Source organism: Actinokineospora iranica (assembly GCF_900101685.1).
In the GTDB taxonomy this organism is placed as follows: Bacteria; Actinomycetota; Actinomycetes; order Mycobacteriales; family Pseudonocardiaceae; genus Actinokineospora; species Actinokineospora iranica.
Genome location: NZ_FMZZ01000002.1, coordinates 299006 through 323199 on the forward strand (window position 1 = coordinate 299006; position 24194 = coordinate 323199).

Annotated in this window: 18 protein-coding genes; 9 read left to right on the forward strand and 9 right to left on the reverse strand. The window is 72.4% G+C overall.

Annotated elements, in window-relative coordinates; translation table 11 throughout:
- Positions 1-132 precede the first annotated feature (132 nt).
- Positions 133-4710, forward strand: coding sequence for an ATP-dependent helicase (locus BLS56_RS06685; RefSeq protein ID WP_091449043.1), 4578 nt, complete (start codon positions 133-135; stop codon positions 4708-4710).
- Between the two features lie 142 nt (positions 4711-4852).
- Here BLS56_RS06685 and BLS56_RS06690 read toward each other — a convergent pair whose 3' ends face one another.
- From BLS56_RS06690 to BLS56_RS06705, 4 genes are all read right to left on the reverse strand, one after another.
- Positions 4853-5581 (reverse strand): VOC family protein, encoded by a 729-nt coding sequence (locus BLS56_RS06690; RefSeq protein ID WP_091449044.1) that lies wholly within the window; start codon positions 5579-5581, stop codon positions 4853-4855.
- 525 nt (positions 5582-6106) lie between these two features.
- On the reverse strand, positions 6107-6844 hold the full coding sequence (locus tag BLS56_RS06695; protein WP_091449045.1) for a VOC family protein: 738 nt from the start codon (positions 6842-6844) through the stop codon (positions 6107-6109).
- A gap of 126 nt (positions 6845-6970) precedes the next feature.
- Positions 6971-7729: a maleylpyruvate isomerase N-terminal domain-containing protein gene (locus BLS56_RS06700; RefSeq protein ID WP_091449046.1), complete on the reverse strand. Its 759-nt coding sequence runs from the start codon at positions 7727-7729 to the stop codon at positions 6971-6973.
- The gene (locus BLS56_RS06705; protein ID WP_091449047.1) at positions 7726-8136 is read right to left on the reverse strand and encodes an SAV_6107 family HEPN domain-containing protein; all 411 of its coding nucleotides are present in this window, start codon (positions 8134-8136) and stop codon (positions 7726-7728) included. The genes BLS56_RS06700 and BLS56_RS06705 overlap by 4 nt, the downstream gene beginning before the upstream one ends.
- A 284-nt stretch (positions 8137-8420) precedes the next feature.
- Here BLS56_RS06705 and BLS56_RS06710 point away from each other — a divergent pair, with 284 nt between their 5' ends.
- Both BLS56_RS06710 and BLS56_RS06715 read left to right on the forward strand, forming a co-directional pair.
- Positions 8421-8942, forward strand: coding sequence for a YbaK/EbsC family protein (locus tag BLS56_RS06710; protein WP_091449048.1), 522 nt, complete (start codon positions 8421-8423; stop codon positions 8940-8942).
- Complete coding sequence (locus BLS56_RS06715) at positions 8939-9508, forward strand: GNAT family N-acetyltransferase (protein ID WP_091449049.1); 570 nt, start codon at positions 8939-8941, stop codon at positions 9506-9508. Before BLS56_RS06710 ends, BLS56_RS06715 begins: the two co-directional genes overlap by 4 nt.
- A 36-nt stretch (positions 9509-9544) precedes the next feature.
- On the opposite strand, the gene BLS56_RS06720 is transcribed toward BLS56_RS06715, so the two are convergent.
- Positions 9545-11227 (reverse strand): DUF885 domain-containing protein, encoded by a 1683-nt coding sequence (locus BLS56_RS06720; protein WP_091449050.1) that lies wholly within the window; start codon positions 11225-11227, stop codon positions 9545-9547.
- Positions 11228-11318: 91 nt separating this feature from the next.
- On the opposite strand from BLS56_RS06720, the gene BLS56_RS06725 reads away from it, so the two are divergent.
- Complete coding sequence (locus BLS56_RS06725) at positions 11319-12023, forward strand: LppM family (lipo)protein (RefSeq protein WP_175482701.1); 705 nt, start codon at positions 11319-11321, stop codon at positions 12021-12023.
- 16 nt (positions 12024-12039) lie between these two features.
- Here the strand turns inward: BLS56_RS06725 and BLS56_RS06730 are convergent, their stop codons facing one another.
- Together BLS56_RS06730 and BLS56_RS06740 are read right to left on the reverse strand one after the other, a co-directional pair.
- Positions 12040-12345 (reverse strand): hypothetical protein, encoded by a 306-nt coding sequence (locus BLS56_RS06730; protein WP_091449052.1) that lies wholly within the window; start codon positions 12343-12345, stop codon positions 12040-12042.
- Positions 12346-13201: 856 nt separating this feature from the next.
- The gene (locus BLS56_RS06740) at positions 13202-14086 is read right to left on the reverse strand and encodes a methylenetetrahydrofolate reductase (RefSeq protein WP_091449054.1); all 885 of its coding nucleotides are present in this window, start codon (positions 14084-14086) and stop codon (positions 13202-13204) included.
- A 175-nt stretch (positions 14087-14261) separates the two neighbouring features.
- Between BLS56_RS06740 and BLS56_RS06745 the strand changes: the two genes are divergently transcribed.
- The 4 genes from BLS56_RS06745 to BLS56_RS06760 all read left to right on the forward strand — a co-directional run bounded on the left by BLS56_RS06745 (position 14262) and on the right by BLS56_RS06760 (position 19793).
- Positions 14262-15347 (forward strand): polyprenyl synthetase family protein, encoded by a 1086-nt coding sequence (locus BLS56_RS06745; protein ID WP_091449286.1) that lies wholly within the window; start codon positions 14262-14264, stop codon positions 15345-15347.
- Between the two features lie 340 nt (positions 15348-15687).
- Entirely contained in the window at positions 15688-17223 is a 1536-nt protein-coding gene (gene crtI, locus BLS56_RS06750) for a phytoene desaturase family protein (protein ID WP_091449055.1), read from the forward strand.
- A 118-nt stretch (positions 17224-17341) separates the two neighbouring features.
- Positions 17342-18775: a hypothetical protein gene (locus BLS56_RS06755; protein ID WP_139190541.1), complete on the forward strand. Its 1434-nt coding sequence runs from the start codon at positions 17342-17344 to the stop codon at positions 18773-18775.
- Between the two features lie 58 nt (positions 18776-18833).
- Entirely contained in the window at positions 18834-19793 is a 960-nt protein-coding gene (locus tag BLS56_RS06760; RefSeq protein ID WP_091449057.1) for a phytoene/squalene synthase family protein, read from the forward strand.
- Here BLS56_RS06760 and BLS56_RS31290 read toward each other — a convergent pair.
- Positions 19762-20127, reverse strand: coding sequence for an Rv2175c family DNA-binding protein (locus BLS56_RS31290; protein WP_228771433.1), 366 nt, complete (start codon positions 20125-20127; stop codon positions 19762-19764). The two genes, BLS56_RS06760 and BLS56_RS31290, sit on opposite strands and share 32 nt — an antisense overlap.
- A gap of 124 nt (positions 20128-20251) precedes the next feature.
- On the opposite strand from BLS56_RS31290, the gene BLS56_RS31295 reads away from it, so the two are divergent.
- Positions 20252-22591, forward strand: a complete 2340-nt coding sequence (locus BLS56_RS31295; protein ID WP_175482703.1) for a Stk1 family PASTA domain-containing Ser/Thr kinase — start codon at positions 20252-20254, stop codon at positions 22589-22591.
- Between the two features lie 128 nt (positions 22592-22719).
- On the opposite strand, the gene BLS56_RS06790 is transcribed toward BLS56_RS31295, so the two are convergent.
- Positions 22720-24108 (reverse strand): class II 3-deoxy-7-phosphoheptulonate synthase, encoded by a 1389-nt coding sequence (locus tag BLS56_RS06790; protein WP_091449289.1) that lies wholly within the window; start codon positions 24106-24108, stop codon positions 22720-22722.
- Between the last annotated feature and the right edge of the window lie 86 nt (positions 24109-24194).

Below are 24194 nucleotides of genomic sequence, written 5' to 3' on the forward strand. Positions count from 1 at the left end.
CGTCATCGGCAACCTTTCGTAGTCAAACGGACACGGACGCCACTCGTCCACCCAAACCGCCGCCGCCTGTGGATAACTTTGGCCTGTGGACAACTTCCGGCGAATGTCGGTGGAGTGGGTCACCATGGCTGCATGTCCACCGACGTGCTCGACCTGTTCACCCCGGCTACCAGGCAATGGTTCGCCGGGGCGTTCGCCGAGCCCACCAGCGCCCAGGCAGGCGCGTGGCGGGCCGCGGCGGCGGGCGAGCACGCCCTCGTGGTCGCGCCGACCGGCTCGGGCAAGACGCTCGCGGCGTTCCTCTGGGCGCTTGACCGTCTGGCCAAAGAGGGCGTGCCAGCCGATCCGAAGCGGCGCTGCCGTGTGCTGTATGTCTCACCGCTCAAGGCGCTCGCGGTGGACGTCCAGCGCAACCTGCGGGCCCCGCTGGCAGGCATCCGGCAAGCCGCCCACCGGCTCGACCTGCCCGAGCCGAGCATCACGGTGGGCATGCGCACCGGCGACACCCCGGCCGACGAGCGGCGCTCGTTCGCCCGGACACCGCCGGACGTCCTGGTCACCACCCCGGAGTCGTTGTTCCTGCTGCTGACTTCGGCGGCCCGCGAGTCGCTGCGCGGTGTCGAGACGGTGATCGTGGACGAAGTGCACGCGGTGGCGGCGGTGAAGCGCGGGTCGCACTTGGCGCTGTCGCTGGAGCGGTTGGACGCGGTGCTGGAGCGGCCTGCGCAACGTATCGGGCTCTCCGCGACCGTGCGGCCGGTGGCGGAGGTGAGCGCGTTCCTCGGCGGCGGGCGACCGGTGACCCTGGTGCAGCCGAAGATCGGCAAGACGGTGGAGGTGCGCGTCGAGGTCCCGGTCGAGGACATGGCGAGCCTGACCGAGGCCCCGGCCGAGCCGATCGACCCGGATTCGCCGGAGGCGCCGCTGCGTCCGTCGATCTGGCCGATGGTGGAGCGGCGCGTGCTGGACCTGGTGCGCGAGCACCGGTCCACGATCGTGTTCGCCAACTCGCGGCGGCTGGCCGAGCGGATGACCTCGCGGCTCAACGAGTTGGCGAGCGAGGAAGCGCAGGTCCTGGCGCGCTTTCCCGCCGAGGCGATCGGGCAGTCCGGGCTGGCCGCCGGGGCTGAGCCGGTGGTGGCGCGGGCGCACCACGGGTCCATGTCGCGCGAGCAGCGAACACTGGTCGAGGAAGACCTGAAGTCCGGTCGGCTGCCGTGCGTGGTGGCCACTTCCTCGTTGGAATTGGGCATCGACATGGGCGCGGTCGACCTGGTGGTGCAGATCGAGGCCCCGCCGACGGTGGCCGCCGGGCTGCAGCGCGTCGGCCGGGCCGGGCACCAGGTCGGCGCGGTCTCACGCGGGGTGATGTTCCCGAAGTTCCGCGGCGACCTCGTCTCCTGCGCGGTGGTCGCCGAGCGGATGGCCCAGGGCGCGATCGAGGCGGTGCGGTATCCGCGCAACCCGCTGGACGTGTTGGCCCAGCACATCGTCGCGATGGTGGCGTTGGAACCGTGGACGGTCGAGGAGTTGGCGACGGTGGTGCGGCGGGCGGCCCCGTACGCGTCGCTGCCGGACTCCGCGCTGCACTCGGTGCTGGACATGCTCGCCGGGCGGTATCCGAGCGAGGAGTTCGGCGAACTGCGGCCGCGGATTACCTGGGATCGGGTAAGTGGCGAACTCCGCGGTCGGCCGGGAGCGCAGCGGCTGGCGGTCACGTCGGGCGGCACGATTCCCGACCGAGGACTGTTCACCGTGATGACACCACCCGACGAACGCGGGTCGGGGTCACGGGTCGGCGAGTTGGACGAGGAAATGGTCTACGAGTCGCGGGTGGGCGACACGTTCCTGCTCGGCACGTCGTCCTGGCGCGTGCAGGACATCACCCACGACCGGGTGATCGTCACGCCCGCGCCGGGCCAGCCCGCGCGGATGCCGTTCTGGAAGGGCGACGCGCCGGGGCGCCCGCTCGAACTCGGCCGGGCACTGGGCAGATTCCTGCGCGAACTGTCCAGCGCGGACGCCGTGGCCGCGGGCGAGCGGACGGCGCGGGCCGGGTTGGACCAGTGGGCGAGCGACAATCTGCTGGCCTACCTGGCCGAGCAGCGCGAAGCGACCCGGCACGTGCCCGACGACCGCACGATCGTGGTGGAGCGGTTCCGCGACGAGTTGGGCGACTGGCGGCTGGTGGTGCACTCGCCTTTCGGCGCGCAGGTGAACGCGCCGTGGGCGCTGGCGATCGGGGCCCGGCTGCGGGAGCGGCGCGGGGTCGACGCGCAGATCGCGCACTCCGACGACGGGATCGTGGTCCGACTGCCGGACGCGGTCGACGACGCGGGGCAGGAAGTCGTGGCCGGAGTCGAGGACGTGCTGCTCGATCCGGACGAGGTGGAGCAGGTCATCGTCGCGGAGGTGGGCGGGTCGGCGCTGTTCGCGTCCCGCTTCCGCGAGTGCGCGGCGCGGTCGCTGCTGCTGCCCCGACGCGATCCCCGGCGGCGGACTCCGCTGTGGCAGCAGCGACAGCGGTCGGCGCAACTGCTGTCGGTGGCGGCGAAGTACGAGCGGTTCCCGGTTGTGCTGGAAGCGATGCGGGAGTGCCTGCAGGACGTCTACGACGTGGCGGGGCTGCGTGAGCTGATGTCGGACGTGCGGGCGCGGCGGGTGCGGATGGTCGAGGTGGAGACGCCGTCAGCGTCGCCGTTCGCGCGGAGCCTGCTGTTCGGCTACGTCGGGATGTTCCTTTACGGGGTGGACGTTCCGCTCGCTGAGCGGCGGGCGGCGGCGCTGTCGCTGGACAGCGCGCTGCTGGCCGAACTGCTGGGGTCGGAAGCGATCCGCGAGTTGCTCGACACCGACGTGCTCGACGAGGTGGAGCGGTCGCTGCAACGGCTTGATCCGCAGCGGCACGCCCGGCACGCCGAGGACGCCGCCGACCTGTTGCGCTTCCTGGGCGACCTGTCCGTCGAGGAAGCCGCGGCGCGTGGAGTCCGGCCGGAGTGGCTGGCGGAGTTGGAGTCCGCGCGGCGGGCGCTGCGGGTGCGGATTGCGGGCGACGAGCGGTACATCGCGATCGAAGACGCGGGGCGAGTGCGCGACGCACTGGGCACGGCGCTGCCCGTAGGGGTGCCCGAGGCGTTTACCGAGCCGGTAGCTGACCCAGTGGGCGACCTCTTGGCGCGGTACGCCCGCACCCATGGGCCGTTCCCCGCGGTCGAGGCGGCGGAGCGGTTCGGGTTGGGCGTGTCGGTGGTGACGGGCGTGCTCGAACGGCTGGCAGGCACTGGCAGGCTGGTGCGCGGCGAGTTGCGGCCGGGCGGCACGCACACCGAGTACTGCGACGCCGAAGTGCTGCGGCGGCTGCGGCGGACCTCGCTGGCGCGGCTGCGGGCCGAGGTCGAGCCGGTCGAGCCCGCCGCGCTGGGGCGTTTTCTCCCGACCTGGCACGGGATCGGGCGGCGGATGCGGACAGCGCCGACGGCCGACGACGTGCTGTCGGTGGTGGAGCAGCTGGCGGGTGCGCCGCTGCCCGCGAGCGCGCTGGAGTCGTTGGTGCTGCCGTCGCGGTTGCCGGGATACTCGCCCGCGCTGCTCGACGAGCTGACCGCGGCGGGCGAGGTGACCTGGTGCGGCACCGGGGCGCTGGCGGGCGGTGACGGGTGGGTCGCGCTGGCGCCGTCGGACGTGGCGGATCTGCTGCTGCCCGATGTCGAGGAAGCCGTGCCGGACACACCGCCGCACGGCGCCGTGCTGTCCGCTTTGGACGGTGGGGCGCTGTTCTTCCGGCAGGTGGCCGACCGAGCGGGCGCGGTGCTGCTCGACGGCGGGGCCGAGGCGCCCAGCGACCCGGATGTGATCGCGGCGCTGTGGGATCTGGTGTGGGGCGGGCTGGTCACCAACGACACGATCGCGCCGCTGCGGGCCCTGGTGTCCGGGAAGGGGGCCGCGCACAAGCCCCGGCGGACGGCGCCACGCGGTCGCTACGCCCGGCTGCGGACGGCCAGACCCGCCATGCCGAGCCGCACCGGGCCGCCGACCGTGGGCGGGCGGTGGTCGCTGGTCGTGCCGCGCGAGGAGGACCCGACCCGGCGGGCACACGCCCGAGCGGAGGCTTTCCTGGAGCGGCACGGGGTCCTGACCCGGGACGCGCTGGACACCGAGCGGGTGGCCGGCGGGTTCAGCGGGATCTACAAGGTGCTGCGGGCCATGGAGGAGTCCGGGCAGATCATCCGAGGGTATGTGGTCGAAGGGCTCGGCGCGTCCCAGTTCGCCGCACGGGGAGCCGTCGACCGGATGCGGGCGCTGTCCCGTTCGGACGGTGCCGATATGTCTACTGTGGACTTATCGGAGGCTGTGGTGCTCGCCGCTGCCGACCCGGCCCAACCGTACGGCGCGGCGCTGGACTGGCCGGAGCCCGTGGGCGTGGGAAAGCACCGCCCCGGGCGGAAGGCGGGCGCTCTGGCGGTCCTGGTCGACGGCGTGCCCGCGCTGTACGTCGAGCGGGGTGGGCGGACCCTGTTGTCGTTCACCGACGACGACAAGGTGCTCCGGTCGGCCGCCGAGGCACTTTCGCGAGCCGTGCGTGACGGCAGGCTGGGCGGCTTGTCCGTGCAGAAGGCCGATGGCGAGGTAGCCCTGACCTCGACCCTCGCCGAGGTTCTTCGCGACGCCGGATTCCGTGCCACACCGAAAGGACTACGACTACGAGCCTGATCACTCCACTATGGACACTGGTCGGCGAAGGCTGCCGTACCTGGCCTCGCTGGGCCGTACGGCCGTGAAGTCGCCCGCGCGGGAAGGGAAGGCTGGGGGTCGCCTTGGCGAGCCAAGCGACTCGACCGGCTGGTTCGGTGTGTCAGCGGGAGGTGAGGACGCAGAACTCGTTGCCCTCCGGGTCGGCGAGGACTACCCACGGGACGTCGCCTTGGCCGATGTCCCGGGGGACGGCGCCGAGCGCGCGCAGGCGGGCGACCTCGGCGGCCTGGTCCTCGCCCAGGTGGGTGGCGATGTCGAGGTAAACGCGATTCTTGACGGTCTTCTCGTCGTCCAGGCGGAGGAACTCCAGCCAGGGGCCGTGGCCGTCCATGGACCGCAGCGACGCGAGGGACAGGTCGTCGCGGACGATGAGCCAGTCGGTGGCGGCGGCCCAGAACGTCGCCAGGGCGGCGGGGTCGTGGGCGGCGACGACGATGGCGGCGATGGAACCGGTGTCCGCGTACTCCGGCCTGGGTTCGAGGACACAGAACTCGTTGCCCTCCGGGTCGGCCAGCACCGTCCACGGGACATCGCCCTGGCCGATGTCGACGGGGGTCGCGCCGAGGGTGCGGGCGCGGTTCACCAGGGCATCCTGATCAGCGGGCGAGGTGCTGGATAAATCCAGGTGCAGTCGGTTCTTGACTGTCTTGGGCTCCGGCACCGGCACGAACACCAAGTCCATGGCCCACCCATCCTCGGCGGGCGCCGCGACGTCGACCTCCTCCGCATCGGCGAAGCTGACCCGCCAGCCGAGGAGATCGGCCCAAAATCGGGCCAGGGCAGGCGGGTCGAGGGCATCGATCACGACGCTGACCATGCGGGTGGGCATGGCCGGACGCTAATACACCCAGCCAGCGCCGCGAAGGCGTCCACCGCACCTTTTCCCGGGCACCGAGGAAATCCAGCCGGTCAGCGACCAACACCCGGGGAAACGCAAGCGGTCACCGACTAACACTGCCGGGGATGACCAGCGCTAACACCTCCCGTTAGGCGATGCCGGAGCGGACAAGCGGCACACCCAGGCTTCCCGCACCCGCAATCCGATTCCGTCGACCGCGTCCCCGCCGGACGCTCCCACCCGCCAGTCAGGTGCCCGGTTTCGCCTCTCGACCAACCCAACAACCACCAGCCTGCTGTGTCGGCCGTGAGCGCCTGCATGAACAGGAATCCCGCCACCCAACGACTCCGCGCCTCACCAGCTAGCCCGCCCGCACTCCCCGCCACCTTCCTGAGCACCCTCCAAGACACCCCCCACGCCAAGGCGCACGTGGGCGGGGCGGGGCAGCCCCGGAGACGCCTGTCGTCCGGCCGTCGAAGTCGGACGAATCGCTGAACGGGCGCCTGTGGGAGACGGTCAGGTGCGGACGCGGGCGGGAAGAACGCGGAACTCGTTTCCCTCGGGGTCCAGCAGGACCGTGCCAGAACCGGTCGCCGGGAAGGAGTGCGGCCGGGCCGCGCCGAGGTCCAGGAGGCGGGTGACGGGGCTGTCGGCGTCGTCCGGGTCGGGGGCGATGTCGAAGCGGAGACGGTTCACGCCGCGTTTGGGCTCGGGGACGCGCAAGAACTCGATCCAGGGGCCGCTGGTCTCCGTCGAGCGGAGGGCGGCGGCGTTCTCGTCGGCGTGCAGGCGGGGCCAACCGGTGGCCGCGGTCCAGAACTCGGCCATGGCGGGCGGGTCGGCGGAGTCGACCACCAGCGCGGCCAGCGGGCCGGTGTGGTTGTAGAGGTCGCCGGGTTCGAGGATGCAGAACTCGTTGCCCTCGGGGTCGCGGAAAACCGTCCAGGGAACGCCGGGGCCTTGACCGACGTTGACCTCGCGGGCGCCGACGTCAACCGCCAGGGAGGTGAGCACCTGGTACTCGTGCGGGCTCTCCGTGGCGAGATCGATGTGGATGCGGTTCTTGCCCGTCTTGCGTCCGACGGCGGGGACGAACACCAGGTCGATACCGCATCCGCCCACGTCAGGGGCCACGAGGCGGTGGCTGCCGTCTCTTTCCGGCGTGGCCGTGCCGCCCAGCATGATGTACCAGAACTGGGCGGAGGTCGCCGGGTCGCTTGCGTCGATCACGAGGCTCGCCAGCCGGGTGGGCATACCAGACACCGTAGTCCTGTTTGCCCGCGGTCAGCCTCTCCACCTTCCCGCGCGTGCGCGAACCCACCACCGCGCACCCGACCCGGACCGTCCACACGGGACGGACGGGCCGGGTGCGCCGTCGGCTCACCGGGTCGCCAGGCGCAACAGCGCCCAGAGTTGGGCCAGCGCGTCCAGATCGCCCGAACGGGTGACGGCCGCGTCGAACACCGCTCTGCGCCCCCACAGCCACAGGTACAGCTCCTGCGGCTGCCCGCCGACCACGGCGTCGGCCGCGGCGGCCTCGGACACCTGCTCGGCGGAGGTGCGCTCCGTGGTCGCCTCCGCGAGCCAGGCGCGGCCCGCGGTGCGCACGGCCACCGTCGCGTCACGGGTCCCCGAGACACCCAGGGTGGCGAGCCGGTGGGTGAACCACGCGGTCAGCACCTCGTCCACGCCGTCGACCGCGACGTCCTCGGGCACGGGGACGATGAACCCGGCCACCGCGGCTTGGACGTCGACCCGGTGCACCGTGCTCTCGTGGGCCATGCGGCGGCGCCAGAAGCCGTAGCGCTGCTCCAGCGGATGCCAGGTGGCGCACGGCTCGTCGGGACCGTGCGCCGCCAGCTCGCCGAGCAGCGAGCGGAGACCGTCGCGCAGGTAGTCCTCCACGGACTCACCGCCGACCGGTTGACGCTGCCACCTGGTCGGGCGATCTCCGTCCCGAATCCAGGACACGACCATCCGGTAGACGCTGCCCACATGGCGCACCGTCTCCCCCAGCGTCAACCCGGGGCAGCCGGGGACCGGACGACCGTGGTCGGCGTTCTCCGCGGACTCGGCAAGCAGCATCCCCTCGGTTTCCAGCACGTCGAGCAGTCGGTCGGGATCGATCAGGGCCGTCATCGCCTGGCGCCGTGGACGGCGCGGTGGACCAGATCGACGAACTGCCCGGTCTGCCTGCACAGATCGTCGGCGGCGCGCGGGCCCACCCGGTTGGTGATGCCCGCCTGCACGGCGGCGCGCGTCGCCGAGCAGGAGGCGAAGAACGCCGCCCACTCGCGCATCTCGGGCGCCACCGTGGACATCAGCGTCCACACGCTCGTGGGCTTCGCGCGCCCGCGGTGCGGACGGCCGCGCAGGGCCAGCAGCGCCGCGGCGGCCCGCAACGCGCACAGGTAGGACTCGGCGAACCGCTGGGCCGGGTCGGCCTCGCGGGCTGCGGCGGCGAGCCCCTGCTCGGCCTGGTTGAGCAGGGACACGGCGGACGCCGGTGGGGCGGGGGTGACGGGGAAGTCCAGGGTGCTGGTCATCGGGGCCTCCTCGCGATCGGGACGTCACAGGTGACGCACGCGCCGTGGGGAAGCCGGCGGCGCCCGGTGGTGAGGCGCTTCCCCCGCCCCACCACCGGGCATTGTCGAACTAGTGTTCGACTTCTGTCAGCGTAACCCGTGGTGAGCAGGGGTTCAAGCGGGATAGGGGGTGGCCTGTGGACAATTCGCGGGCAGTGGTGGGATAAAGCGGTGAGCGAGCTAGCGAGCGAACGATCAACACAGTGCGTAGGCACCCGAGGCCACCGGCCTTGTGAGGTGGCCTGGTGAGCACACTCGAACACCCCGCCGTGGCCTACACGGCGGCCGCTCTGCGCGCGGCCGGGCTGCACGCGTCCGCCGACGGCATCCGCATCCTCGACGACAACGTGCGCACCGCCGCCCTGGCCGCCGAGGCGCTCGGCGTCGCGGTGGGCGCGATCGCCAACAGCCTGGTCTTCGCCGCCCGCCACGGCGCCGACGACCACCCCCTGCTCGCGCTCACCTCCGGCGCGCACCGCGCCGACACCCGGCGGCTGGCCGAACTCGTCGGCGCGGACGAGGTGCGCCGCGCCGACCCGGCGTTCGTGCGCAGGCACACCGGCCACGCCATCGGCGGCGTCGGCCCCGTCGGCCATCCCGCGCCGCTGCGCACCCTGGTCGACCGGCACCTGCGCCACTACGAGGTGGTCTGGGCCGCGGCCGGGCACCCGAAGTCGGTGTTCCCCACGACCTACGCCGATCTGGTGACGCTGACCGGGGGCGTGGCTGCGGATGTGTCCGGCGAGGAGGATGATCCCTCCTCGTGACCGCCGCTCCCTCACCCCAGGTCGCCCGCTTCGCCGAGCCGACGGCCGACGAGTTGCGGATCCGGCTGCGCGAAGCCCTGTCCCTCTACGTCACCGCGATGCGCTACCCCAAGGGCACCGCGGAGCAGCGCGCCCCCATGTGGCTCGCCCACATGCTGCGCACCGGCTGGCGCTGCGTGATCGCCTTCGACGAGGAAGACCGGATGGCGGGCGTCGCCTACGGCTACCAGGGCGCCCCCGGCCAGTGGTGGCACGAGCAGGTGCGGCGCGGGGTGACCGAGCACAGCGGCCCCGCGGTGGCCGACTCGTGGATGGCGGACTACTTCGAGCTGACCGAACTCCACGTCCGCCCCGACACCCAGGGCCAGGGCATCGGCGAAGAACTGGTGCGGCGGTTGCTCGCGGGCGCGGACAACACGCGGGTCCTGCTGTCGACGCCGGAAGGCCCGTCCCGCGCGTGGCGCCTTTACCGGCGACTCGGTTTCACCGACGTCCTGCGCGATTACCGCTTCGCCGGTGATCCCCGCCCGTTCGGCGTCTTGGGCCGCGACCTTCCCCTGTCGTAGCAGCGCGCCAGAAACCGCGACTGCCGATTTCGGCAATCAGAAAGCCGCCAGGCGCTCCCGCAGGGTGTCCAGGCCCATGGCGCCCATTTCCAGGGCCTGCTGGTGGAAGGTTTTGAGGTCGAAAGCGGCGCCCTGGCGGAGTCGGACGTCTTCGCGGGCCGCGAGCCACAGGCGTTCGCCCAGTTTGTAGGTGGGGGCCTGGCCTGGCCAGCCCAGGTAGCGGTCGATCTCGTCGTGGACGTGGGCTGGGTCGGTGATGGTGCGGGTGAGGAGGAACTCCAGGCCGAGGTCGGGGGTCCAGTGTTCGCCTTCGTGGAAGCCGTGGCCCCGGGGGATTTCCAGCTTGAGGTGCATCCCGATGTCGATGATCACGCGGGCGGCGCGGAAGAGGTGGGCGTCGAGCATACCCAGGAGGTTTCCGTCATCGGAGAGGTAGCCGAACTCGCGCATGAGGCGTTCGGCGTAGAGGGCCCAGCCTTCGCCGTAGGCGGGGACCCAGGCCAGGAGGCGTTGGAACTTGTTGAGGCTCGCGGCCTGCAGGACCGCCGTGGCGATCTGCAGGTGATGGCCGGGGACGCCCTCGTGGTAGACCGTGCTCACCTCGCGCCAGGTGGAGAAGTCTTCGCGGTCGGCGGGGACGGACCACCACATCCGGCCGGGCCTGCTCCAGTCGTCGGTGGGGCCGGTGTAGTAGGCGCCGACGCCGCCGCCGGGTGGGGCGATCTTGCATTCCAGGCGCATCAGGGGGTCGGGGATCTCGAAGTGGACGCCGCGCAGGTCGGTGAGGGCCTGGTCGGACAGGCGCTGCATCCACTCCTCAAGCGCCTTCTTGCCCTGGATGCGGTAGCGCGGGTCGTTGTCCAGCACCGCCGCGGCCTCGGCGATGGTGGCCCCGGGCGAGATGCGGTTCGCGACCTGTTTCATCTCGGCTTCCAGGCGGGAGAACTCGGCCCAGCCCCACTCGTACGCCTCGTGCAGGTCCAGGCGGGCGCCGGTGAACTCCCGCGACCAGAGCCGGTAGCGGGCCTCGCCGACCGCGTCTTCCTCGGGCGCCTGGGCGGCCAGTTCGTCGGTGAGGAACCTCGCCAGGTCCGCGTACGCCTCGGCGGCGGCGCGGGCGCCCGCGTCGAGGTCGGCGCGGAGGGCTCCGTCGGCGGTGGCGGAATCGGCGAGGGTGGTGAAGAACGACGAGCCGCCGTCGACGCCCGCCCAGGTGCGGCACTGCTCGGCGACCTTGGTGACCTGCCGCAGGGCGGCGACGTCGCCGCGGGCGGCTGCGGTGCGCAGCGACTCCTGGTAGCCGGTGAGGCAGTCCGGGACGGCGGCCATGCGGGCGGCGATGGCCGCCCAGTCGTCGGGGGTGTCGGTGGGCATCAGGTCGAACACCTGCCGCAGGTCCTGCGGGGGGCTGGTGATCACATTGAGCTGGGAGAGGTAGACGCCCGCGTCGTACAGCTCGGTCTGCAGGCCGACGCGCTCGACGAACACCGCCTTCGCGTTGGCCTCCGAGACGTCCGCCGGTTCGGCGCGCTCGACGGCGGCCAGCGCGTCGGCGGCGAGCACCCCGCGTTCGGCCACTCCATCGGGTGAGTAGTCGGGCAGCCGCCGATCATGCCCCGGCACGCCGAGATAGGTCGCGAGCAGCGGATCCGCCGCGGCGAGATCGTCGACGTAGGAATCGCTGATCTTGTGCACGCCGCCGTGCTGGGAGGACGCCATACACAGCACGCTACCCAACCTCCACCCAGACGCGGCAAGCGAATTGCCGCCGGACGCGAGCAAACCCGCACGCAGCCGGCAGGATGGCCCGGTGCACCAGGCCACCCGCAAGCCGATCCACCGTTTCCGCAGGTGGGCGGCGTTCCTCGCACTGAGTTCGCTCGCACTGCTGACCCTGTCGGGCTGCGTGCGGGTGCAAGCCGCGCTCGTGGTTTCGGACAACGACACGGTCTCCGGCCAGCTCGTCGTCGCCACGGTCGCCATCAAGCAGGACGACAGCGGCCCGGCCCTGACCATCCCGCCCGAGCTGCGCGGCAAGGTCCGCACCCAGGTCTACACCGCAGACGGCTACGTCGGGCAGACGATCTCGCTGCAGAGCCTGACCTTCCCCGAGGTGACCTTGCTCAGCGACGCCATCACCGTCGGCAAGCAGTACCGGGTGAGCTTCCGCCGCGCGGGCAACCTGGTGACGATGGCGGGGTCGGTCGACCTGAGCGAAGTGCCGAAGGACCGCGCGGACGTGCAGATCAAGGTGACGCTGCCGGGCACCGTCAAGCGCACCAACGGCGTCAACGACAACGGCACCGTCAGCTGGAAACCGAAGCCCGGCACCGTCACCGAGTTCAACGCCACGGTCGAGTACTCCGACCAGTCCGGCGTGTCGTGGACGAAGTGGGTGACCATCGTCGGCGCGTCCGCGATCGGGGTCGCGCTCCTGGTGCTGGCATTGGCGCTGTACAGCCACAAACGCAGCCTCCGCGCCGCGGCCGAGCCGCCGAAGTCGAGCCACTTCTGACGCTGGTCGGCACCGGTCAGCGCTTGCCGAGCTTGTACGCCCGGATGATCGTCTGCTCGACCGTTCCGCCCCGCGGGTCCTCCGCCGAGGCGGGCAGTGACACGGAATCCGCGCCCGGCGGGGGGTTAAGAGCGACGATGGAGCCGCCGATCAGCTCTGTCGGCTGCCAGGTAGTGCCCTCGTCGTAAGAGACTTCGACCGTCAATGACCGGGCTACGCCAGGGAAGCCGTCTTCGCGTTCGAGGGTCACGCCTAAGAGGTAGCGGTCTACGGAGACCGCGTTCTCGGCGTCCAGGAGGGCGTGGAAGCGGACTACCGACAACGGGACGCGTTCTTGGGCTGGGTCGGCGTGGAAGGCCCAGGCCGCCTTGACGTGGGTGGTGACGTCGAACAGGGGGTTTCGGGTCGCTTCTGTGGTGAGGCGGTAGTCGGCGGGGCCGGGGGAACCTTGAACAGGCCGCTGCCTGCGAAGGGACGTTCGCCGACCATCGCGCCGTCGCGGTGGAGGACGGTGGTGGCTGTCGTCACCGAAGAGAAGCCCGCGTTTCCGCCGCCGTCGCCGAAGAGGCCGATGTTGACGTTGCGGTGGTCTCGGGTGCGGGCTACCCAGGGGGCCTCGCCGCGCGGGAGGGCGGGGCCGAAGATGCCGACATTGACCACGTGCCCGTAAGTGCGGCCGGGACGCGGGCGCAGGGGCTCGGCGGCGAAGGTGGCGTTCAGGCGGGGACCGCCGGGGGCGACGGCCAGGAGCAGGACCGGGGACCAGAGAACGTTCTCCGTGTCAAGTACTCCGTGAGTTCGCCTTGGCGGGTCGCACGGCCGATGGACACGTCCGCGCGACGGCCCGCGGGGGACGCGGCGCTGGACAGGCGCATGGGGGTGGTGCCGGGGGCGTGGGCGCCGATGGAGGTGTGGGGGGGTGGCGACGTCCTCCCGACCCAAGGCATAACGGCGGGCTCAGCACCCTCCGGCACGAGCACACGGTCACCGGTAATGAGGGTGACCGTGTGGCCGGTGGGCTCGTCGGAAGGGCTTTCCGCGCCAGCGGTGGGCGTGGGCACGGCGCACAGCAGCGCCGCCGTCATCGTCACCGCGCGCAGCCGCATGAACGCCGGTACTCAGGGGCGGACTCGGCGAAAGACAAGCCCGTGCGGCGCGCGCCACACCCGCCGGACGGATCAGGCGCGGCTGGGAACCAGACCGAGCCTGCCGACGACCTCTTTGGTCGCCTTCGACCGGTTGAACGTGTAGAAGTGCACGCCCGGGACGCCCTCGGCCAGCAGGCGCTGGCTCATCTCGGTGACCAGGTCGATGCCCTCGGCGCGGAACGCCTCCGGGTCGTCGACGAGCGGGTCGAGCCGCGCGGCGATGCGCGGCGGCACCTGGGCTCCGGACAGCTCCACCGTCTTCGCCAGGATCTTCGGCGTGGTCAGCGGCATGACACCGGGCAGCAGGTGCGTCTCATGCCCCCGGGCGGCCACCCGGTCGCGCAGGCGCAGGAAGTCCTCCGGCTCGAAGAACAGCTGCGCGATGGCGAAGTCCGCGCCCGCGCGGAGCTTGCGGATCAGGTTGTCGGTGTCGAAGTCCAGGTCGGGCGAACGCGGGTGGCCGTAGGGGAACGCGGCCACCCCGACGCAGAAGTCGCCCAGCTCGCGCACCAGGCGGACCAGCTCGTCGGCGTAGTTGACGCCCTGCGGGTGCGGCACCCACTCGCCGTTGGGGTCGCCGGGCGGGTCGCCGCGCAGGGCCAGGATGTTCTTCACGCCCAGCGCCGCGTACCAGCCGATGACGTTGCGCAGCTCGGCGATGGAGTGGTCGACGGCGGTGAGGTGCGCCATGGACACCAGCGTCGTCTCGCGGGCGACGCGGCCGGTGGTGCGGATCGTGCGGTCGCGGCTGGAGCCGCCCGCGCCGTAGGTGATCGAGACGAAAGCCGGGTCGAGGCACTCCAGCTCGCGGATCGCGTTCCAGAGCAGCTGCTCGTCCGCCTCGTCTCTGGGCGGCATGAACTCGACCGAGAACACGGGCCTGCCGGTACGGATCCGCTCCACCACGGTCTTCATGACCCAAAGGGTAGCGAAGCGTCCGCTTGCCGGGATAGCTCTCCCAACCGCTGGGCAACCGCAGGCCCAGGTCACATTGCCGCCCCCCGACGCGGCGCACGAGGGTCTAACAGCGGACGATAGCGGGGTGCACGCAGCGCGGTTAACCCCGGTGATCGACAACTCCGGCGACTCCATCGGCCCGATCGATGACGCCCTGGCCGCTCACGTCGAGCGCGCCCTCGCCGACTACCTCGCCGAACGGCACGCGGGGATGGCCGAGGCCGCGCCGTCGTTCGGGTCCGCGGTGGAGTCGCTGGCCTCGTTCGTCCTCGGCGGCGGCAAACGGCTGCGCCCCACCTTCGCCTGGTGGGCATGGCGGGGCGCGGGCGGCGCTGGCAGCGGCGAGCAGGCGCACGCCGTGCTGCGGGCGGTGAGCGCGCTGGAGCTGATCCAGGCGTGCGCGCTGGTGCACGACGACCTGATGGACGCCTCCGCGATGCGCCGCGGCAAGCCGACGGTGCACGTCGAGTTCGCCGCGCGGCACCGGGCGCTGCGCTGGCTCGGCGAGCCGGAGCGCTTCGGCGCCGCCGCCGCGATCCTGCTCGGCGACCTGGCGCTGGCCTGGGCGGACGACATGTTCGCAGGCGCGGGCCTGGAACCGGTGCGGCAGGCCGCCGCGCTGTCGCCGTGGCAGGCGATGCGCGCGGAGATGCTGGCCGGGCAGTACCTCGACGTGCTCACCCAGGCCAAGGGCGACGAGTCCGCCGCGGCCGCGCTGAGCGTGGCCAGGATGAAGACCGCCGCGTACACCGTGGAGCGGCCGCTGCACATGGGGGCGGCGCTGGCGGGCGCGCCCGAGCACGTGATCGCCGCGCTGCGCGGCTTCGGCGCGGACATCGGGGTGGCGTTCCAGCTCCGCGACGACCTGCTGGGCATGTTCGGCGACACCGACGTCACCGGCAAACCCGCAGGCGACGACCTGCGCGAAGGCAAGCGCACCCTGCTCATGTCGGTCGGCCTGCGGCGCGCGGACGCAGCGGGCAGGCACGCGGACGCGAAGGTCATGCGCACCGCGCTGGGCGACGACGCGCTCGACGTCGACGCCGTCGAGCGGGTGCGCGGCCTGCTGGTCGAGGTGGGCGCGGTCGCCGAGGTGGAGAGCCGCATCGCGGACCTGGCCGACTCGGCGATGAGCGCCCTGCGCTCGGTGGACCTGGCCGATCCCGCGAGCGCGGTGCTCGACGGCTTGGCGGTCACCGCGACCAAGAGGACCAGCTAGTGCGCCGCCCGCACCCGCCCTGGGCCGGGGGTTGGCCCAGCCGGTTGGCTGACGGCGGCTTCCGGGAGCCGTGGCCAGGGGACAACGCGGCTCAAGGGCCGAACAGCGGCGATGCCACGGCCTTTTCACCAGCCCCCACCGCCCGCCCGACAAACCCCGCCCGCCCTGGGGGCCGACCCCTGCTCCAGTCTATCGGCGCTGGTCAGGACCGCATAGGGGCGCGGGAAACCTGTGGACAACCTCGGCCTATGTGGATAGCCGACACCGGCCGCGCGGCCGATTCCGGGACAATCAACGGCCCGCACGGGACGTTCGAGGTGATGCGGAGGGCCTGCTAGCGATGGGCGAGCGGCGAACCATTCCCGGCCGCACGGATCACGTGGTGATCGTCGGAGCCGGGTTGTCCGGGCTGTCCGCGGCGCTGCATCTGGCGGGGGCCGGGCGTGCGGTGACGGTGCTGGAGTCCGCCGACGGGCCGGGTGGGCGGGCCCGGCGGGAGAAGCTGGGCGGCTACTCGGTCGACACGGGCGCGACGGTGCTGACCATGCCGGAGTTGATCGACGAGGCGATGGCCGCGGTGGGCGCGTCGCTGGCCGCCGAGGTCGAGTTGGTCGATCTGCACCCCGCCTACCGGGCGCGCTTCGCCGACGGCAGCACTATCGCGGTGCACACCGACGCCGAGGCGATGGAGGCCGAGGTGCGCCGGGTCGCCGGTCCTGGGGACGCGGCGGGCTACCGGAAGCTGCGGAAGTGGCTGACCGCGCTGTACCGGGTGCAGCGCGACCAGTTCATCGGGGCGAACTTCGACTCGCCGTTCGACCTGCTCGGCGCGGACCTGGCGAAACTGGCCGCGCTCGGCGGATTCGGCAGGCTCGGGCCCGCGGTGGCCCGGCGGCTGTCGGACGAGCGGCTGCGCAGGCTGTTCTCGTTCCAGTCGCTGTACGCGGGCGTGGCGCCGAACCGGGCGCTGGCCGCCTACGCGGTGATCGCCTACATGGACACCGTCGCCGGGGTGTCGTTCCCGCGCGGCGGGGTCGGCGCGGTGGCCGAGGCGATGGCCGCGGCGGCGGGCCGCGCCGGGGTGCGGTTCCGCTACGGCACGAGCGCGGCGTGGCTGGAGCGCGTCGGGTCCCGGGCGCGGGCAGTGCGCACGACCGCCGGTGAGCGCGTCGAGTGCGACGCGGTAGTGCTGACCGCGGATCTACCCGCCGCTTACCGGCTGCTCGGTGTGGCGCCGCGCAGGCTGCTCCCGCTGCGCTTCTCGCCCTCGGCTGTCGTGCTGCACACCGGCACCGGCAAGACCTGGCCGGACCTGGGCCACCACACGATCTACTTCGGCGACGCCTGGGACGCCACGTTCGACGAGCTCACCCGCGAGGGCGTGCTCATGCGCGACCCGTCGCTGCTGGTCACCCGCCCGACCGCGACCGACCCGACGCTGGCCCCCGCGGGGCGCCAGCAGGTCTCGGTGCTGGCGCCGGTCCCGAACCTGCGCACCGGCCCGGTCGACTGGGCGCGCATCGGGCCGATCTACCGCGACGAGATAGTGCGCGTGCTCGAGGCGCGCGGGCTGACCGGGTTCGACGCGTCGATCGAGGTGCAGCGGCTGGTGACACCCGCCGACTGGGCCGCGGCGGGGCTGGCCGAGGGCACGCCGTTCTCGGTGGCGCACACCTTCGCCCAGACCGGCCCGTTCCGGCCGAGGAACCTGGTTCCGGGCGTGGACAACGTGGTGCTGGCGGGCAGCGGGACGACGCCGGGGGTCGGCATCCCGCCGGTGGTGATCTCGGGCAGGCTCGCCGCGCAGCGGATCGTGGGCCGTCTTCCGAGTGAGGGAAAGGTCCGACGGCGCGGCGAATCCGTCAGCGGACTGTGAGTTACCCCTGGGGTCTGTGACCCCTTACGGTGATAATTCACCCGACCGGGGACATGCGGGCGGTTTCCCTCCCAGCCCGGCACCGGGTGGGCGGCGACGGCGAGGCGGGGAGCGGCGAATGCGGCGACAGCGGCGGGCACGGCGGGTGGACGTGAAACGCGGCAGAGCGGGGGCCCTGGTGGCCTGCGCGGCGCTGCTGGCCACCGCGTGCAGCACCGCGGTCGACGGCACCCCGGTCGCGGCCGCGATCCCGCCGCTGACGGCCACCGAGGCGGTCGTCCAGTCGCTGCTCGACCTGGGCGAGGCGAGCCTGGTCCGCTACCAGGGCACGATGGACTCCGCCTCCGACGACGAGGTCACCTTCGACGTCACGGCCGCGGCCAGCGGCGAGGCCACCGGCTCGGTCACCCTCGGCGGCAAGCCCGCGACCGTAGTCGCGATCGACCGGTCCATCTACCTCAAGGCGGGCGCCGACTTCTGGGCCGCGCTGTCCGGGGTCGGCGGCGCCCAGGACAAGGGCACCGCGGTGGCCGACCGGTGGGTCAAGGTCCCCGGCGGCCTGATCGGCGTCGACTTCGCCGAGGTGTTCGCCCCCGAGTCGCTGTCCCAGGACGTGCGGGAGAGCCTGGGCGAGGGCGGTAGGCAGGCACTGTCGGATGCCGAGCGCGTGGACGTCAACGGTGCGCGAGCCATCAAGATAGCCACCGAGAGCGGCGCGGTTTACCTGGCCGAGAACGCTCCCCACGGCGTGGTGAAGATCGAGCAAGGCCGCGCGGGCAGCACAGACCCGACGACGGTGAAGAACCTGATCGCGACGGTGAGCGACGCCTCGCCGGAGGTGGCGAGGTTCTACCAGGACGTCACCAAGCAGGCCGGTGAGCTGACCGCGCCGGTCGACGTGCTGACCACCGTCGAGGAGGGCGCGCACACCTTCGAGGGCTGCGGGGCGGCGAGTTGCTCGATCGTCGTGCGGTTCACCAACACCAGCAAGGTCGCGGTGAAGGTGTCGGTGCGCGGGGCCTGGCAGGGCGACGGCGCGCCGCTGGGCGCGTGCGAGACCCAGGCCGGGCCGATCCCGCCCGGCCAGCCCGGGAACGCGACCTGCACGGTCAACTCCCCCGAATGGGTGCGGTTCTTCGAGCAGGCGAACTCGGTGCCCGGCAACCACCCCTACAGCGTCGAGTGGTCGACCGTGGTCCTCGCCGACGCGCCGGACCTGTCCCGGATCACCGCGCGGGCCGGGGCCAAGCCCGCCGACGCGAAGAACCCCAAGACCGAGGGCTCGCACGTCGTCTACTCGATCGGCTACTCGGGCGCGGGGATGCCGAAGGTGTGGAAGTACGGCGTGGCGTCGAGCAAGTTCTGGGCCGAGCACGCCGACGGGCAGCGTCGGGCGTGCCTGGGCAGCACCCAGTCGGTGTGCCGGGTGGACCTGGTCACCGCCACCGGCGACGCGGTGTCGGCGCACGGCCTGCTCAACGAACTGGTCGCGGGCTACCGGTCGTCCGATGGCGACTGCCCCGAGGGCCAGTGGGTGGGCTGTAAGCGCTGACACAGCGCCGCCCCGTCCAGCGGGGCGGCCCCAAGGGCGCGTGCGACGATCGCGACCGATGCGCGCCCACTCGACCATCCCCCAACGGGCTGACCCCCGCCCGGCCGACCCCAACCTGGCCGCCGATTACGCGGAGTGCCGACGAATCAACGCCCGGTACGGGCGCACCTATTTCCTCGCCACCCGGCTGCTGCCGCCGCCCCGCCGTCCCTCGATCCACGCCCTCTACGCGTTCGCGCGGGTGGCCGACGAAATCGTCGACACCCCCGGCCCGGACCCGACGACAGCGCTGACCGAACTGGACTTAGCGCTCAAAGGCGCGCTTACCGGCGAGCCGGTAAGCGACCCAGTGCTGCGCGCGCTCACCGACACCGTGCGCCGCCACGACCTGGACCCGGCGCTGTTCGCCGACTTCCTGGCGTCGATGCGGATGGACCTGACCGTCACCGATTACCCGGACTTCGCCGCCCTCGCCCGCTACACGCACGGCTCCGCCAGCGTCATCGGGCTGATGCTGCTGCCCGTGCTCGGCACCGTCGTGCCCCGCGCCGATGCCGCCCCGTACGCGAGCGCGCTGGGCACGGCGTACCAGCTCACGAACTTCCTGCGCGACGTCGGCGAAGACCTCGACCGCGGCCGGGTCTACCTGCCCGCCGACGAGCTGGCCGCCTTCGGCGTCGACCGGGAGCGGCTGGCGCGCGCAAGAGAAACCGGTACGCGCGATCCAGCCGTCCGACGCGCTATCGCGCACTTGGTGGCGCACGCGCGGTCGGTCTACCGGTTGGCCGAGCCGGGGACAGCCCTGCTGGACCCGGTGGCGCGGCCGTGCGTCGACACGGCTACCCGGCTCTACAGCGGCATCTTGGACGAGATCGCCGCCGCCGACTACGACGTGCTGAACCGGCGCGCCGTGGTCTCCGGCGCGCGACGGCTGTCGGTAGCGCTACCGGGCGCTGCCCGGTGCGTGGCGGCCCGGTTCGGCCTGCTCAGAAGGCGAGGGCCTGCGCGCGCCGCTTGACCTCCCGGCCGCGGTCGCCGCGCAGAGCGTCGACCGGTGTGCCGGGCAGGGTGTCGTCGGCGGTGAACAGCCAGCGCATCATCTCGTCCGGGCTGAACCCGGAGTCGTTGAGCACGGTGATCGTGCCGGTGAGGCCCTTGACGATGCCGTTCTCGTCGAGGAAGTCGGCGGGCACCATCAGCACGCCCTTGCGCCTGATGGCCAGCAGATGGTGGTCGCGCAGCGCCTGGTGCACGCGCGTGATGGGCTGGTCGAGACGGTCGGCCACGTCGGGCAGCGACAGCACCGGCACCTCGGGGTCGAGCACGTCGGCGGCCGCGGGAATGGAACTCACAGGACACAACGATGCCACACCCGCGCGCGGGAAGCAGTCCTCCGTCCACACGCACAAGCCCCTCCGCCCCCAGATTCCCGGGGGCACCCACACGCGGGCGTGACCCTCCGTACGATCCAGCACTGTGGAGGACAAGGGTCCGAGTCTCATCGGCGCGCTGCTCGAGCAGCGGTACCGCGTGGACGCGCCGCTCGCGCGCGGCGGCATGTCGGCGGTGTACCGCGGGCTCGACACCCGGCTCGACCGGCCGGTCGCGATCAAGGTGATGGACTCCCGGTTCGCCGACGACAAGACGTTCGTGGAGCGCTTCGAGCGGGAGGCGCGGTCCGCCGCGAAGATCCACCACCCGAACGTGGTGGCCGTGCACGACCAGGGCCTCGACGGCGCGCACGTCTACCTGGTGATGGAACTGGTCAGCGGCGGCACGCTGCGTGACCTGCTGGCCGAGCGCGGCACCCTGCCCGCGCCGCTGGCGGTGGCGATCATGGAGCCGGTGCTGTCCGCGCTGGCCGCGGCGCACCGGGCGGGCCTCATCCACCGCGACATCAAGCCGGAGAACGTGCTGATCGGCGCGGGCGGCATCGTCAAGGTCGCCGACTTCGGGCTGGTCCGGGCGGTGGAGAGCCCGGGCACCACGAAGAGCAGCGTCATCCTGGGCACCGTGTCCTACCTCTCGCCCGAGCAGGTCACCACCGGCGCGGCCACCTCGCAGGGCGATGTCTACTCCGCGGGCATCGTGCTCTACGAGGCGCTGACCGGAGCCCCGCCGTACTACGGCGACAGCGCGCTCTCGGTCGCGTACCGGCACGTCAACAACGACGTGCCCGCGCCGGGCTCGAAGGTGGCGGGCATCCCGCCGCTGCTCGACGAGCTGGTCGTCCGCGCGACCCGACGCGACCCGGCGGTCCGGCCTGCGGACGGCGCGGCGTTCCTGGCCGAGTTGCAGCAGGTCCGGGCGGCGCTGTCGCTGCCAAGGATGCGCGTCCCGGTGCCGACGCCCCCGCCGCCGGACGAGCCCGCGCCAAGGCCGTCCGCCCCCGCACCGGCTCCCGCACCCGCCACCCCACCGAGCCCGCCCGCGCCCGCCGCGGCGGTGCCCGCGGCCAGTGCGCCCGCGCCCGCCACCCCGCCCGCCGCCGCCGCCCCGCCCGCCGCCGCCGCGTCCAGGCAGGCCGCCGCGCCCCGGGCCGCCGCCGCGGAAGAGCCGACCGACGTCGTCCGCCCCGGCGACGAGCCGACGGAGACGGGCATGAGCCCGGTCGCGCCGCCCGAGGACCCCGAGGCCACGATCCGGGTGCGGATGTCCGACCTGCCCCCGGCGGTCTCCGGGCCGCAGCCCGCGACCGTGGTGCGGCCCGTGCCCACCGGGTTCAGCGCGGCGGGACCACAGGGCACCCGCGCGATGCTGCGCACCGACCTGGACAACGCGGCCGAGGCAGCCGCCAGGCAGCCGCAGACCGGCCCGCACTCGCGCCCGGTGCCCTCGGGGTACTTCCCGCTGCCCCCCGACCAGCGGCCCCCCACGCAGCCGCAGACCGGCCCGCAGCCCGTGCCGCCGGAGCCGCGCCCGCGCGGTCGGCGGCTGCTGGTGCTGGGGATCGTCGGCCTGCTGGTGCTCGGACTGCTCGGCGCGGGCGTCTGGTGGTTCTCCAGCGGCCGGTACACCGAGATCCCTGCGGTGGCGGGCAAGGACGCCACTACCGCCGAGGAGATGCTGCGCGCGGCCGACCTGGCCCCGCAGGTCACCACCATGCGGGACAACTCGGTCGACGCCGGGATCGTGATCAGCACCGACCCGGGCACGGGCGCGAAGGCGCTGCGCGGCGACCAGGTCAAGGTGCTCGTCTCGGCGGGCAAGCCGGTCGTGCCGGACGTGCAGGCAGGCGCCACCCGGGACGAGGCGGAACGCGCGATCATCGCCGCGCAGCTTCAGCCGCACATCGACGACGGCAACGACGTCTTCGACGAGAAGATCCCCGAGGGCAAGGTCGTCCGGCTCGACCCGGTCGCGGGCACGAAGCTCGACATCGGCCAGCGGGTCGTCGTGGTGCTGAGCAAGGGCCCCGGGCCCAGGACGGTGCCCGACGTGCGCGGCCGCGCCCGCGACGAGGCGTTCCAGGCGCTGCGCGACGCCGGGTTCGAGCCCTACGACGGCGCTCCCGAGTTCGCCGCGGACCTCGACGGCGGCCGGGTGATCCGCACCGACCCGCCCGCGACCACCAAGATCGACGCCAAGGCGAGCAAGCGGGTGGCCGTCGTGGTGTCCACGGCCGTCACCGTGCCCGACCTCAACGACAAGACCGCCGCCGAGGCGCAGGCGCTGCTGCAGCCGTTGGGCCTGACCATCGAGTTGCAGCCGTTCGCCAACCCCAACGGCAAGATCTTCACCCAGAGCCCGGCCGCGAACACCCGGGTCGCCAAGGGCACCAAGGTCTCGGTGTTCACCTCCCTGTTCTCCTTCTGACCTGTTCTCCTTCTGACCTGTTCTCCTTCTGGCCTGTTCTCCTTCTGACGCGGATCAGACGGATAAGACAGAACCGGCGAGCCCCCGAGGGGACTCGCCGGTTCTGTCTTATCCGCGTAAGAGGGGATTTACGAGCGCAGCATCTCGGCGACCAGGAAAGCGAGCTCCAGCGACTGCTGGGTGTTCAGCCGCGGGTCGCACGCGGTCTCGTAGCGGCCTGCCAGGTCGGCGTCGGAGATCTCCTGGGCGCCGCCGAGGCACTCGGTGACGTCCTCGCCGGTCAGCTCGACGTGGATGCCGCCGGGGTGGGTGCCGAGCCTGCGGTGGACCTCGAAGAAGCCCTGCACCTCGTCCACGATGCGGTCGAAGTGGCGGGTCTTGTAGCCGGTCGAGGACTCGTGGGTGTTGCCGTGCATCGGGTCGCACTGCCAGATGACCTGGTGCCCGGAGGCGGTCACCTTCTCCACGATCGCGGGCAGCACCTCGCGGACCTTGCTGTTGCCCATCCGGCTGATCAGCGTGAGCCTGCCCGCCTCGTTGCGCGGGTCGAGCCGGTGGACGTACTCCACGGCCATCTCGGGCGTGGTCGTCGGGCCGATCTTGAGGCCGATCGGGTTCGACAGCAGCTCGGCGAAGGCGATGTGCGCGCCGTCGAGCTGGCGGGTGCGCTCACCGATCCACAGGAAGTGCGCGGACAGGTCGTAGAGCTTGGGCTCCGGGCCGGACGAGTCCATCCGCAGCAGGGCCCGCTCGTAGTCGAGCAGCAGGGCCTCGTGGCTGGCGAAGACCTCGACGGTGTGCAGGGAGCTGTCCTCGACGCCGCAGGCCTGCATGAACCGCAGGCCGCGGTCGATCTCGGTGGCCAGCGCCTCGTACCGCTCGCCTGCGGGCGAGGTGCGCACGAAGTCGCGGTTCCAGTCGTGGACCTTGGTCAGGTCTGCCATGCCCGCCCCGGTGAGGGCGCGCAGCAGGTTCATCGCCGCGCCCGCGTTGGCGTAGGCGCGCAGCATCCGGCTCGGGTCGGGGACGCGGGCCTCCGGGGTGGCGACCAGCGAGTTGACGATGTCGCCGCGGTAGACGGGCAGGCCGAGCGCGTCGGTCTTGTTCGACCGGGGCTTGGCGTACTGGCCCGCGATGCGGCCGACCTTGACGACCGGCAGGCTCGCCCCGTAGGTCAGCACGACGGCCATCTGCAGCAGGGTGCGGATGTTGCCGCGGATATGCGGCTCGGTGTTGTCGACAAAGGTCTCGGCGCAGTCGCCGCCCTGCAGCAGGAACGCCTCGCCGCGGGCGACCTCGGCCAGCCGCTGCCCCAGGCGGTCGATCTCGGCGGGCACGGTGATCGGCGGCACGCTTTCGAGCAGGGTGCGCACCTTGCGCACCTGCTCGCCGTCCGGCCACTCCGGCTGCTGGGCAGCGGGGCGGGACAGGGCGTCGTCGAGTCGGGCGCGCAGCGCAGGAGGCAACGGTGGAAGCTCGGGCAGCGTGTCCACCGGCACATCCACAGTCCAGTTCACCCCCATAGCGTAAGAGGTGCGGCCAGTCCACCGGCAGCCGGGACACCTGTCCCACGTCGTGGACCAAGTGCCTGACAGGTGGTACG

What these genes read in the sequence shown, in the direction of transcription:
- BLS56_RS06690 (WP_091449044.1), bottom strand. Translation starts at nt 5,581, where the DNA reads ATGCCCACCCGCATGGTCAGCGTCGTGATCGATGCCCTCGACCCGCCT.
- BLS56_RS06740 (WP_091449054.1), bottom strand. Translation starts at nt 14,086, where the DNA reads ATGAAGACCGTGGTGGAGCGGATCCGTACCGGCAGGCCCGTGTTCTCG.
- BLS56_RS06755 (WP_139190541.1), top strand. Translation starts at nt 17,342, where the DNA reads ATGCGGCGACAGCGGCGGGCACGGCGGGTGGACGTGAAACGCGGCAGA.
- BLS56_RS06705 (WP_091449047.1), bottom strand. Translation starts at nt 8,136, where the DNA reads ATGACCAGCACCCTGGACTTCCCCGTCACCCCCGCCCCACCGGCGTCC.
- crtI (WP_091449055.1), top strand. Translation starts at nt 15,688, where the DNA reads ATGGGCGAGCGGCGAACCATTCCCGGCCGCACGGATCACGTGGTGATC.
- BLS56_RS06685 (WP_091449043.1), top strand. Translation starts at nt 133, where the DNA reads ATGTCCACCGACGTGCTCGACCTGTTCACCCCGGCTACCAGGCAATGG.
- BLS56_RS06720 (WP_091449050.1), bottom strand. Translation starts at nt 11,227, where the DNA reads ATGGCGTCCTCCCAGCACGGCGGCGTGCACAAGATCAGCGATTCCTAC.
- BLS56_RS06700 (WP_091449046.1), bottom strand. Translation starts at nt 7,729, where the DNA reads ATGACGGCCCTGATCGATCCCGACCGACTGCTCGACGTGCTGGAAACC.
- BLS56_RS06695 (WP_091449045.1), bottom strand. Translation starts at nt 6,844, where the DNA reads ATGCCCACCCGGCTGGCGAGCCTCGTGATCGACGCAAGCGACCCGGCG.
- BLS56_RS06760 (WP_091449057.1), top strand. Translation starts at nt 18,834, where the DNA reads ATGCGCGCCCACTCGACCATCCCCCAACGGGCTGACCCCCGCCCGGCC.